Source organism: Alphaproteobacteria bacterium SS10 (assembly GCA_019192455.1).
Lineage (GTDB): Bacteria > Pseudomonadota > Alphaproteobacteria > TMED2 > TMED2 > TMED2.
Window position 1 is genome coordinate 49,885 of record JAHCML010000007.1, and the last position, 12,282, is coordinate 62,166.

At 58.2% G+C, this 12,282-nt stretch carries 12 protein-coding genes; 7 read left to right on the plus strand and 5 right to left on the minus strand.

Annotated features, from left to right (window positions below; genetic code table 11):
• Position 1 precedes the first annotated feature (1 nt).
• From KI792_12400 to KI792_12415, 4 genes are all read right to left on the minus strand, one after another.
• Positions 2 to 898, minus strand: coding sequence for a hypothetical protein (locus KI792_12400; protein MBV6633817.1), 897 nt, complete (start codon positions 896 to 898; stop codon positions 2 to 4).
• Positions 899 to 905: 7 nt separating this feature from the next.
• Positions 906 to 1,499 (minus strand): hypothetical protein, encoded by a 594-nt coding sequence (locus tag KI792_12405; GenBank protein MBV6633818.1) that lies wholly within the window; start codon positions 1,497 to 1,499, stop codon positions 906 to 908.
• Between the two features lie 130 nt (positions 1,500 to 1,629).
• Positions 1,630 to 2,145: a hypothetical protein gene (locus tag KI792_12410; GenBank protein ID MBV6633819.1), complete on the minus strand. Its 516-nt coding sequence runs from the start codon at positions 2,143 to 2,145 to the stop codon at positions 1,630 to 1,632.
• A 62-nt stretch (positions 2,146 to 2,207) separates the two neighbouring features.
• Entirely contained in the window at positions 2,208 to 3,644 is a 1,437-nt protein-coding gene (locus KI792_12415) for an aldehyde dehydrogenase family protein (protein ID MBV6633820.1), read from the minus strand.
• A gap of 131 nt (positions 3,645 to 3,775) precedes the next feature.
• Between KI792_12415 and KI792_12420 the strand changes: the two genes are divergently transcribed.
• From KI792_12420 to KI792_12430, 3 genes are all read left to right on the plus strand, one after another.
• Entirely contained in the window at positions 3,776 to 4,723 is a 948-nt protein-coding gene (locus KI792_12420; protein ID MBV6633821.1) for a LysR family transcriptional regulator, read from the plus strand.
• Between the two features lie 117 nt (positions 4,724 to 4,840).
• The gene (locus KI792_12425) at positions 4,841 to 6,037 is read left to right on the plus strand and encodes an efflux RND transporter periplasmic adaptor subunit (GenBank protein MBV6633822.1); all 1,197 of its coding nucleotides are present in this window, start codon (positions 4,841 to 4,843) and stop codon (positions 6,035 to 6,037) included.
• Between the two features lie 67 nt (positions 6,038 to 6,104).
• Entirely contained in the window at positions 6,105 to 9,311 is a 3,207-nt protein-coding gene (locus tag KI792_12430) for a multidrug efflux RND transporter permease subunit (protein ID MBV6633823.1), read from the plus strand.
• 90 nt (positions 9,312 to 9,401) lie between these two features.
• Here KI792_12430 and KI792_12435 read toward each other — a convergent pair whose 3' ends face one another.
• Positions 9,402 to 9,512 carry a hypothetical protein gene (locus KI792_12435; GenBank protein ID MBV6633824.1) on the minus strand — a complete coding sequence of 37 codons (111 nt, stop codon included), beginning with the start codon at positions 9,510 to 9,512 and terminating at the stop codon, positions 9,402 to 9,404.
• Positions 9,513 to 9,695: 183 nt separating this feature from the next.
• Between KI792_12435 and KI792_12440 the strand changes: the two genes are divergently transcribed.
• The 4 genes from KI792_12440 to KI792_12455 all read left to right on the plus strand — a co-directional run bounded on the left by KI792_12440 (position 9,696) and on the right by KI792_12455 (position 12,271).
• Positions 9,696 to 10,409: an SDR family oxidoreductase gene (locus KI792_12440; protein MBV6633825.1), complete on the plus strand. Its 714-nt coding sequence runs from the start codon at positions 9,696 to 9,698 to the stop codon at positions 10,407 to 10,409.
• 24 nt (positions 10,410 to 10,433) lie between these two features.
• A complete protein-coding gene (locus KI792_12445) occupies positions 10,434 to 11,117 on the plus strand; it encodes a hypothetical protein (GenBank protein MBV6633826.1) in 684 nt (227 codons plus the stop codon).
• Positions 11,118 to 11,281: 164 nt separating this feature from the next.
• Positions 11,282 to 11,932 (plus strand): methyltransferase domain-containing protein, encoded by a 651-nt coding sequence (locus KI792_12450; GenBank protein MBV6633827.1) that lies wholly within the window; start codon positions 11,282 to 11,284, stop codon positions 11,930 to 11,932.
• A gap of 96 nt (positions 11,933 to 12,028) precedes the next feature.
• Positions 12,029 to 12,271 (plus strand): acyl carrier protein, encoded by a 243-nt coding sequence (locus KI792_12455; protein MBV6633828.1) that lies wholly within the window; start codon positions 12,029 to 12,031, stop codon positions 12,269 to 12,271.
• Positions 12,272 to 12,282 lie beyond the last annotated feature (11 nt).

The following is a 12,282-nucleotide window of genomic DNA, read 5'->3' on the forward strand; positions in this document are numbered from 1 at the left end:
CCTAGTCGTAGAAGCCGGCGATCTCGAAGCCTTCTTCAAGTTGTCGGACATAGACAATCATCGGCGCAAAGAAGCCGTTTCGCTCAAAAACGATATGGACGAAGAAGTCATCTTCCTCCAGGCCGATAAGATCGGCACCCCGATCACCGATATAGAACTCGCTGGTGCGTAACTCAGAGATCCGCATGGTGGAAATGCCCACTAAGCGATCATCGACACGCTCTGGGATGACCTCGTTTGGTGGGCCGCTAATTGGTGCTGGTTCGCCAAAAATGCGGTTTAGCTCATCAATATTTTCCAGCGGGAACTCATCGGCATAAAACGGCGCCCCAACCATGGCCCGAAGCCGTGGTCGGTCAGAGCGGTAAAGATAATCAACAAACGTCACCGCCATGGACTGGGCGAGCAGGGTGGGGGATGAGGTAGCAAAGCCCAGATCCTCACCGAAAAGCCGGGCTAGGAACTCCAGATCGCTCGGCAGCTCGCCCTCTCCCGCTAGTCCAAGGAGCATTTCTGGGCTCGGCAGCCCATTGGGGCCGACGGCGATACCGGGGCCGATCAGCTGTCGTTCGCCAGGCTCAACAGGCGGGGGTGGTGGTGGCGCCTCAAAATCACCAAGCTGGGCCGGAAGCTCAGGCGCTGCCGGTGCGGGGGCTTGTGGAGCAATTGGCTCTAAGGTTGCTGGCAGGCTTGGTGCCGCAACGGGGGCGGGTGCTGGTGCGGCTTCGCTTTCAGCTGCCGATTGCTCACTCTCCAGAGATTGGATCATACGGTTCAGATCCAAAGAGGGTGGGGAGTTCAGCGGAACCGAGGGTGCCTGCGCATGGGCAACCAAAAGCGGCGCACTGGCGAGCGTGGCAACCAAAACTGAGAGGCGACGTGTCTTGACGGGGGTCATGGCCCGATTAAGTCCAGATTGCCGCCACTTTGATTGAGCCACTATTCCACCGCAAAACGTAGTTTAGCGCCTCGGCCATGGTGCCGGAGACGAGGATTGAGCCGACGACAAAATCATCCTTGGTCAGCTCTAGCCCGTCAAGTTGGGCGCTTGACGCCGGGTCGAGAGCCTTAAACTCATCGACGGTGGCAATGACCTGATAGGCCAGGGAATAAGCGGGTGCCTTGGCCAGTGGCTCACCCTCTTTAGCTAGGGCATCGAACCATCCGGCTTTGATCGCCTCTAGATAGGTCAGGACCTCATCCTCAAATCGGAAAGGCAGGCTGACCATCTGGGTTAGGCCCGCAACGTCGCGGCGAAGCGCGGTTTCTAAGAAGAACCGGCCGGTATGGGCGGCGGCATGCTTCTTGGGTGAGTTGCTACCCGCATCCCCTTCAACCGTGCTTTGGGCCTGGCCTGCGTCCACCCCAACACTGGTCAGAAGGGATGTCAGCTCGTCCGCAGCTTGGCGACGACCATCAGCGGTCAGAAACTTCTTTTCCGCCTCGGCAATCTGCTCAGGGGTTGGGCCCGCGGGCGCTTCAGTTTGGTCGCTTGGCATGGCGCTTGTCTTCAACTCACTTGAGGCCGGGTTGGGCAATCAACCCAAGGCCATAACTCAGGACGTATAGAGGCGGTTTGAAAAGCCGGTGTCAATGGCGGGGCCATTGATATCCACCCTGGGGGCTGAGTTAGAAATCTGAGCAGATCTCGGCGGCGGTCACTGGTTCGCTCGCGCCTGTGTTCAGCATGGCTTGGTCTGGGAACTGCGCCTCGCACTGCTCAAGAACCCTAAGTTCACTTGCAGAGAATAGGCGTTCAGCATTCCGTTCATCATTAACGAAGGCGGCGGCGGCTTGCTGGCGCCCTTGCTGACACAAGCCCTGCACATGCTCCATATAAGGGCGCATGGTCTGCATCATTGACGACATCCAGTTGGGGCCCAGGCCATTGCTTAGGCATTGGTTATAGGCCGCCATGCCATCCAAAAAGCCTGATTGCAGCTCTGGTGGCACCGGTAGGCCCTGCTCTTTCAGTAGCTGCTCAACATCGCGAAGTTGGCTCTGGAACTCGGGATTGTTGATCATGTCCTGCAGCTGCTGAAGCTGCTGCTCAGAGGCGGTGTCCTGGGCCAGGCCAGCACTGGGCGAAACGATAAAGGCCGCACAAAGGATACTCAGCGCTAGCGCAAGGGATCGTAGGCTCATTGGTTGTAAGGTTCCGATTAAAAGTTTGCTGGGCCAGACGGTAACCATCAGCTGGGGTCTGATCAACTCCAGCCGCTGATGGCCTTCACTTCCAGGAATTCCTCTAGGCCCCATTTGCCACCCTCGCGGCCATTACCAGATTGGCGCATACCGCCAAACGGGCTGTCCATGGCGCGGAATGAGCCATTGATTGACACCATGCCGGCGCGCATGGCCCGGGCAATGCGCTGTGCTTTCTCCATATCGCTGGTCTGGACATAGTTGGTCAGGCCGTAGGTGGTATCGTTGGCGATCTCAATCGCATGGGCCTCATCATCAAATGGCATCATGGAGAGAACGGGGCCAAAGATCTCCTCCCGGCCGATCCGCATGTCATGGGTGACATCAGCGAAGACGGTGGGTCGGGCAAAGTAGCCGCGATTAAATCCCTCAGGGCGACCAACGCCGCCCTCTACCAAACGGGCGCCTTCATCGATCCCGCTCTGGATCATGTCCTGCACCCGTTCAAATTGCTGGGCAGAGACGAGGGGGCCGATATGACGGCCACTTTCCGCCGGGTCTCCCACGGTCGTGCTGCGCGCAGCCTCAGCGGCGACCTGAACCGCATCCTCATAAACGCTGCGCTCAACCAGCATGCGGCTTGGCGCGTTACAGGATTGGCCCGTGTTGTTGAACATCTGGATGGCACCGCGCTTCACAGATTTCTCAATGTCGCTATCAGCGAAGACGATATTCGCCCCTTTACCGCCCAGCTCTAGCACCACGCGCTTCACCGTATCGGCGGAGGATTTGGTAACGGCGATACCGGCGGCGGCGGAGCCAGTAAAGGACATCATGTCGATCTTCGGATGGCGGGACATGGCATCGCCAACCTCGGGCCCGGTGCCGTTGACCAGGTTGAACGTACCCGCTGGGAAGCCAGCCTCATCAATCATCTCCGCGAACAGTAGCGCGCTCATCGGTGAGACTTCGGAGGGCTTAAGCACGCAGCAATTACCGGCGGCGAGGGCAGCGATCACCTTGAGTGCGATCTGGTTCAGTGGCCAATTCCAAGGCGTGATCAAGCCGCAAACCCCAATCGGTTCATGGATGATCATGTCTGCCCTGGTATCGCCATTCAGGTGATACTCAAACTCGAACGCCTCCAGGGTTTTGCGGAAGTACTTGATATGCGCCTGGCCAACCCCGGTTTGCGCGCGGGTTGCGAGGTCGATTGGTGCGCCCATCTCAGTTGAGATTGCCTTGGCCATTTCATCCTTGCGGCGCTCATAGATCGCATCGAGCTTGTCGAGTAGCGCCAGGCGCTCTTCCTTGCTGCTTTGGCCCCAGGCTGGGAAAGCTGCCTCGGCCGCAGCAACCGCACGATCCACATCCGCCGCCGTACCGCTGGAGATGGTGGCAAAGGCCTGCTCATTCGCCGGGTTAATCACCTCCATCGGGTTCGGGGTGATCGGGTCGACCCATTGGCCATTGATGTAGAATTGGGTGCTGTTGGACATCGCGCTCACTCCAGGCGTCAGAAGGCGGGGCACTACATATCGGTGAGCGGGCGCGGATTGACCAGTGCAATATCTAGGCGCGAGACCTGAATTGCGCAGAAAGGCCAATCCGGGATAAGCCTTAGGGCATTATGCGCAGCCTCACCAACGTCGCCACCTTCGTTCAAGTCGCCAATGCCGGCAGTTTTGCCGAGGCGTCGGCGCGGCTTGGTATCTCCACCTCCGCGACCTCAAAAGCCGTTCAAAAGCTTGAGGAGGAGCTGGGTGTAAAGCTGTTTCACCGCACCACGCGGTCGGTATCGCTGACGGTTGAGGGGGAGCGGTTCTTCGAGGGCGCGTCCCAGTTGCTGGACGATATGGACAGCCTGACGACCGAGATCGCGGACAGCACCAGTGAACCGCGTGGCAAGCTTGTCGTATCCGCCCCTGCTGTGTTCGGTCGCGTTTGGCTGACTGAGCGGGTGCTGACCTTCATGGAGAAGTTCAATCAGGTCGAGATTGAGCTGAACTTTGATGACCGGCAGGTGGATTTGGCCGCTGACGGTGTCGATCTCGCGGTCCGCTTGGGCTCGCTCGCCGATAGCAGCAACCTGATCGCCCGCAAACTGATGGACGACACCATCTTCACCTGTGCATCGCCGGGGTACATCGAGCGGCGCGGCCGGCCGGATGTGATCAGTGATCTCGCCCAGCATTGCTGCATCCATTACCGCGTCAAAAGCACGGGCCGGTTCTTCCCGTTCATTTTTCACTGCCATGGTGAGACCCGGCGCGAAACCTTCAAACCACGGCTGGTGGTGAACTCTGTTGATGCGACCGTACAGGCGGTGGAACGCGGCATTGGTATTGCCCAACTGCCAGCGTTTTTGGCGCTGCCATTGCTGCAGGAAGGGCGGTTAGTGGAAGTGCTGAAGACCGTGCGGATCACTGACTTCCCTTACAATATGGTCTATCTGAACCGGCAGATGGTCTCCCCCAGGATCCGCGCCTTGGTGGATTTCTTAGCGGCTGACCCGCCCAGCGTGGAAAATTGGCATCGAACACATGCTCCTAATTATCCACTTAATGGAAATAAATAAGCCACTAATAGGCGTTTTTTCTAAACCATAAACTCCTTAATTATCTCCCCAAGCCCAGACGGCGTCGGGCCACCCCTCATGGGTTCGCCGCCGATGGAGACACGAGGAGTTAGTTAAATGCAGAACCGTTCACAGTTAATCACAGGCGTGGCCGTAGGCGCATTGATCGCCGGCTTTGCCATGACCGCCGCTGACCGGGTTAACTGGTCAGCGCTGGTTGGGTCATCCGCCAACGCATCGGCCCCGGCAACCGCCGCAGTGCAAGCGCCGCAGGTTCAGGTGGCCACTGCGGAAACCCAAGAGATTGCCCAGTGGGATGAATATACTGGCCGCTTCCACGCCGTGGATGAGGTCGATATTCGCGCCCGGGTATCAGGCTATCTCGAAGAGATCCATTTCACCCCAGGCGATGTGGTTGAGCAGGGCGATCTGCTCTTCACCATTGATCCCCGCCCATTTGAGGCAGCCCTTAAGCAGGCAGAAGCCGCCGTGACGGAAGCGCGCGCGGCCCAGCGCTTGGCACGTTCCGAGCTGGAACGGGCGCGTCGCCTCGTCGGTCAGGGTCATGTTAGCCAATCCGTCTATGACACCCGTCAGCAAGAGGCCGATAGCGCCTCTGCTAGCCTCGCAGCCGCTCAAGCAGCGGTTGAGCAAGCGGCACTCGATCTGGGTTTCACCCAAATCCATGCGCCGGTGACGGGCCGCATCTCTGATGATGCGATCAGCGTCGGTAATCTGGTGGCCGCTGGTAGTGCCGCGCAAGCGCTCACCACCATCGTTTCCACCAACCCCATCCACTTCGTCTTCGACGCCACCGAACAGCAGTTCCTGCAATATGTTCGCGGCGCCGGCGCCGATAAGTTGCGAGATATGGCCGCCACCATCCCGGTGGATGTGACGCTGATCGATGAAGCCGAGTTCGCCCATGCCGGGCATATCGACTTTATCGATAACCGTCTTGATCAGGGCACCGGCACCATTCGTGGCCGGGCTGTTCTGAACAATGATGATGGCATGCTGACGCCTGGCATGTTCGGCCGTCTGCGCCTTGCTGCCAGCCAGCCAAGCGATCTGGTGTTGATCCCCGATCACGCCATCGGCTCTGACCAGACCCGTAAGTTTGTTTGGGTGGTTGATGGCGACAACACGGTGTCACGCCGCGTCGTGACCCTTGGTGGTCGTCATCAGGGCCTACGCATCATCGAAACTGGCCTTTTCGCCGGTGAGCGCATCGTCACCTCCGGCCTGCACATGGTCGGTGACGGAGTCACCATCGACCCTATTGAAGCACCGGTTCAACTGGCCTCGCGGTAACCCGCGAGCGCCGCCGGCGCTTTATCCATCAGATTTGCCCTAAGGCTTTCAAGGTGAGGACAAGACCATGAAACTGCCCCAATTCTTTATCGATCGGCCGATCTTCGCGATCGTGATCTCGGCCTTCATCACCATCATTGGTGCCCTGTCATACTTTACCCTGCCTATTGCGCAGTACCCTGAGGTGGCACCACCCACCATTCAGGTTAGTGCACAATATCCAGGCGCCAGCGCTGAGACGATTGCCGAAACAGTCGCCACCCCGCTGGAACAGCAAATCAACGGTGTCGAGGGCATGATCTACATGACCTCACAAGCGACCGGCGACGGCAATCTGACGATCACTGTTACCTTTGAGCTGGGCACCGATCTGGACCAGGCCCAAGTGCTGGTACAGAACCGTGTTGCCATTGCTGAACCACGGCTGCCGGAAGAAGTCCGCCGCCTCGGCATCGCAACACAGAAGGCATCGCCTGACCTGCTGCTTGTCGTGCACATGTTCTCGCCCGATGGCAGCCGCGATGATCTGTTCATCACCCAAAACGCCCAGCGGGTCAGCGATCAGCTGTCACGTATCGGCGGTGTTGGCAGCATCACGATCTTTGGTGCCCGCGACTACGCCATGCGTATCTGGCTGGACCCTGAGCGAGTGGCCGCCCTTGAGATGACACCAGGTGAAGTCCTGGCTGCCATCCGGGCCCAGAATGCCCAGGTTGCCTCCGGTGTCCTGAACCAACAACCAACCCCAGACGCCGCCGCGTTTGAGTTGAGCTTGCAAACCAGTGGTCGTATCGCCGATCCAGAGGTCTTCGAGCGCATCATCATCAAGCGTGGTGATGATGGCCGGATTGTTCGCCTCGGCGATGTGGCCCGGGTTGAGTTGGGCGCCGAGAATTACGCAACGCGCGCCTATCTGAATGAGAATTCAGCAGTGGCAATTGTCATCAACCAGCGCCCTGGCAGTAATGCCCTGGCAACGGCTGAGGAAGTTCTAACCACCGTCGCTGGCCTGTCTGAGGAATTTCCAGAAGGTCTGGCCTATGACGTGATCTACAACCCAACTGAGTTCATCTCCGCCTCCATTGATGCGGTGGTGCACACCATGGCGGAAGCTGTGTTGTTGGTGGTCGCGGTTGTACTGCTATTCCTTGGCACCTGGCGTGCTGCTGTGACGCCGATCTTGGCGATCCCAGTTAGCCTGATTGGCACCTTCGGTGTCATGGCCGCCATGGGTTACTCCATCAACAATCTATCCCTGTTCGGCCTGGTTCTGGCTGTGGGCATCGTGGTTGATGATGCGATCATCGTGGTCGAGGGGATTGAGAAGCATATCCGTGATGGTTTGGCCCCACGGGATGCCGCCAAGCGCACCATGAAAGAGGTGTCCGGTGCTCTGGTTGCAACCGCATTGGTGCTGGCCGCCGTCTTCATCCCGACCGCCGCGATTGAGGGTATCTCAGGCCAGTTCTACCGCCAGTTTGCGGTGACGATCACGGTTGCCACGGCTATCTCGCTCTTGGTGTCACTAAGCCTATCACCAGCTTTGGCTGCTATGCTGCTGAAGCCCCATGACGCTAACCGGCAGCCATCGCTGCTGATGCGTCCGGTGATCTGGTTCTTGGGTAAGTTCAATGCATCGTTTGACTGGGCCTCTGGCAAATACGCCACCGTGACCCGCAAGCTGGTGCGTGTGCCACTGCTAATGCTGGTTGCCTATGGTGGCCTGATCCTGGCGACCGAACACCAGTTCGGCAAAGTGCCAATGGGCTTCATCCCTGATCAAGACCAGGGCTACTACATCACCGTGGTGCAGATGCCCCCAGGTGCATCGCTTGAGCGGACCGATGAGGTGGTGCGCCGGGCAACCCGTGAGATCCTCGAGATTGAGGGTGTTGAGAATGCGGCTGTGTTCTCAGGCTTCAATGGCGCCACCTTCACGACCGAGAGCAACACGGGTGTCATCTTCTTCACCACCACACCGTTCGACGAGCGGGCCGAGGCTGGATACAACGGCGAGGCCGTGTTGGGTGAAGCGCGCCAACGGATGGCCGGTATCACCGATGCTGCAATCTTCGTGATTGCACCGCCAGCGGTGCGCGGCATTGGTAATGGTGGTGGCTTCAAGATGATGCTGCAGGATACCGGTGAGCTGGGCCCTGTCGCCCTTGAGCAAGCCGCCCGCAGCCTCACCGCCGCTGCCAATGCGGATCCCGATCTGGTCGCCGTATTCAGCCTTTATTCAACCGGTACCCCACGGGTCTGGGCTGAGATTGACCGCGAGCGGGCAGAGATGCTGAACGTCCCGGTCGCCCGGGTGAATGAAGCACTCGAGGTCTATCTGGGGTCGGCTTACGTGAACGACTTCAACCTCGCTGGTCGCACCTATCGGGTGACGGCACAGGCCGATGCCCCATACCGGGCAACGGCGGAGGATGTGGCCCGGTTGCGTACCCGTTCTGATGATGGCGCTATGGTGCCATTGGGTGCGGTTGCCACCTTCCACGACACCACGGGTCCACTGCGTCAGCCACGGTACAATCTGTTCCCAGCGGCTGCTGTCCAGGGCCAAGCAATGCCCGGCATCTCATCCGGTGAAGCACTTGATAAGATGGAGGCCTTGGCGGCCGAAATCCTACCTGAGGGCATCTCCTTTGAGTGGACTGAGCTGAGCTTCCAAGAGAAGAACACTGGCGATACAGCAATCTATGTCTTCATGCTGGCCGTCCTGTTCGTCTTCATGGTGCTGGCGGCACAGTATGAGAGCTGGGCCCTGCCTGCTGCTGTGATCCTGATCGTGCCAATGGTGCTGTTATCCGCCATCACCGGTGTCGATTTCCAGGGCTTTGACAACAACATCCTGGTGCAGATCGGCTTTGTGGTGCTGGTTGGCCTGGCGTCCAAGAATGCGATCCTGATCGTTGAATTCGCCCGCCAAGCTGAGCAAGAGGGCCACAACCGTTGGGATGCCGCGGTTAAGGCCGCGCAAACTCGGCTACGCCCAATCATCATGACCTCGCTGGCTTTCATCCTGGGCGTTGTGCCCCTGATGCTGGCCACTGGTGCTGGCGCTGAGATGCGACAGGCGCTTGGCACTTCGGTCTTCTCTGGCATGTTGGGTGTGACCCTGTTCGGCCTGCTGTTTACACCGGTCTTCTATGTGATCGTCCGTGGTGTTGAGCAGAAGCTGAGCCGCAAGAGTGGTGACGCCAACCAAAGCGACAAAGCTGAGGACATTGATCCTAACACTCTCGCCAACCAGATCGCCGGTGCGTGATTTGTCCTCACCTACGTAACCGGCGTTGAAAGGCCCGGGCTGGAGACGGCCCGGGCCTTTTGCTGTTTGATTGGACTGCTTAGAGAAGCATTAGTGAGACATCGTCCGAGGTAACGACAAAGAACCGGCCCCGTCGCCACCGGTCAGCGTATCGTTTCCAGCCCCGCCATACAGGTTGTCATCGCCCTGGCCGCCATACAAGTGGGGCTAGCCGTCTAATGACATGTGCGCACGACGCAAGCTGGGGTGACGTATGCTCAACGCACATGGTCACCAGAAACCGGACGTTAATCCCTGTCCACTAGGTAATCGGGGTAAAACTCTCTATCCTTGTTTCGGTAGTTTCTAGGCTGTGAGCGCCTCAAATCTGGGGCGTTGTCTCTGATGCAGAAAATCACCTTCATTACCGGCGCGGCGGGTGGTCTGGGCTCTGCCTTGACTGACTTACTCAAGGCCGATGGCCGGGTGGTGGGCTCGCTTGACCTGAACCCAAACCCTGCTGCTGATGCTTCAGCCTGCGTAGATGTTAGTGATCCGGAGGCGTTGGGTGAGGAGTATGCCAAGCTGGCTGATGAGCTGGGCACCCCTGATGCGATGGTCTGCCTTGCTGGCCGTGTGCAAGATGGGGTGGTGGCTGGCATTAAGCCCGGCGGCCTATCGATGTATCCGATTGATCAATGGCGCACCACGCTGGATGTGAACCTCACCGGCACCTTCAATGCCATCCAGTGCTTTGCCAAATCGATGATCATGGGTCGGCGCAAAGGGGCGATTGTAACCGTCAGCTCCCCCGCGGCGGTTGGCGCGCCAGGCCAAGCAGCCTATGCCGCATCAAAGGCAGGGGTTGAGGCGCTCACCAGATCGGCAGCGATTGAGTTGGCGCCCTACGGTATTCGGGTTTGTGGCTTCCGGCCGCCAATTACCAAGACCCCGATGGCGGACCTATACCCAGGCGAGATCATGGACAACCTGAAGAGCCGTAGCAATCTAGGCCGGTTCGCCACGACGGAAGAGGTGTCCGAGGCCATTAAGTTTCTGATCGATAGTCCCCTGGCCAGCGGTAAGACATATCCGCTGGATGGCGGGCTGGATCTTTAATCCAGAACGATCAGGAGTGGCGTGATGCAGGATGTGGTTTTGGTCGGTGCCGGTGGCTTTGCAAAAGAGCTGCTGGGCTATCTACACGNGACATCCCTGTTTAACCCGGTTGCCCTCTTGGTTGACCGTGACGCGGACACGCCGGAGCAGGTTCTGGGCGTGCCGGTTGCTGATCTCTCCAGCTTTAATGACGATCAGATGCCAGTCTTGCTCGCTGTTGGTGATCCGATGGGTAAAGAGTTGATCACCCGTCGTGCTGAGGTGCAGGGATTTAATTGGGCTAGCTATGTCGATCCACGGGCCCATATCTCGGGTTTTGCGAAGATAGGGAAGGGCAGCATCGTTGCCCCCTTTGCCGTGGCGGCTGGTGATTGCCAAATCGGTGATTTTTGCTTGCTGAATGCCTTTACCGGTGTCGGCCACGATGCCCGGTTATGCGCCTTCTGCAGCCTGATGCCTGGGGCTACCGTTACCGGTGGCGTTACCCTGGGCGAGGCCGGGTTCATTGGCCCGAACGCCACCATTACCCCTGATCTGACACTGGGTGATCGCTGTCGCGTGTCGGCCGGCACGACGGTTTTCAAAGATGCGGAAGCGGACCATTTGATCGCCGGATCGCCAGCAATGGCTCATATCGATGTGTTCTCCCTCAAAGAGCGCAAACGCCATGGCCTACCGCCGGGCGATGCCAAGGCGGGTGGGGCCTGATCTAGATGTCTCAACAAGCCCGCGATCTTGATCGATGCATGGTGTGTGGAAGTCCCGCCGACTTCTATTTTGAAAAGGACTTTGCCGGGCGGCACGATCTTGGGGTTGTTCGCTATGATCGTTGCCGATCTTGCGGCTTTGTCTATTCGCGTACCCATCAGGAAATGTCTGATGAGGTGTGGGGCAAGCTGAACATCGATGTTCATTCAGCCTATCAAGGCATTGACGACAATCCGGAGGATCCGAACTGGATCCCAAGGATGAAGGCCCAGGCCTCAGCGCTCAACCTGCTCGCCACACAAGGGGTAATCCCACAGGATAATCCTTGGGTTGATTGGGGCGCTGGCGATGCGACCCTAACCAAGTTCACGGCTGAGCATGGGCTCGATCTAAAGCCCTATGACAAATACATCAGCCAGCCGGGCTTCCTGACCGATGAAGAGCTGACCCCTGGCGGTTTTGACCTGGTGATCAGCACATCCCTGCTTGAGCATGTGATGGATTTGAGTGTGCTTGATGGCATGTCAGATCTGGTGTCGTCCAAGGGCATTCTGGCGGTCCATACCCTCGTTCGGGAAGAGGTGCCCAAGGACCCAAGCTGGTTCTATCTGGTCCCGGTTCACGTCTCGATGTTCACAAACAAGAGCATGCAAATCCTCTTTGATCGTTGGGGATATGCCTCATCGATCTACCATGTGCCATCACGGCTTTGGTTCTTCTTCCGTGACCCGGCTGTGAAGGTTGAGGAGATTGCCGCCCAGGACCCTGAGGCCTTCTTCGCCAAGCGTGGTTTTATGGATTATTGGAAGCTTTGATAGCGTTTGGTTAATCGAAACCCGCTTGCTCAGGGATTCCTTAACACTTATACACCAAGATACTGTTTTTCTTCTCTGGCGAGGCAAGTTGTGGCCGTGGCTACGGTAGATATTTCCGCCCTTCGCGATGTTTTTCAGAAGACCCTAGGCGTTGACCCCGAGCTGGTGACCGAGGCGGCGGGCCCCGATGATATTCCGGGCTGGGATTCACTCGGCCATATGACCTTAATGACCGCGCTTGAGCAGCATTTCGGTATATCCCTTTCCATCGATGACATCATGGAAATGGACACCATCGCGGCGATCCTAACGGTGTTGAAGCGGAACGCCGAAGGCTGATTTAGGGCGCC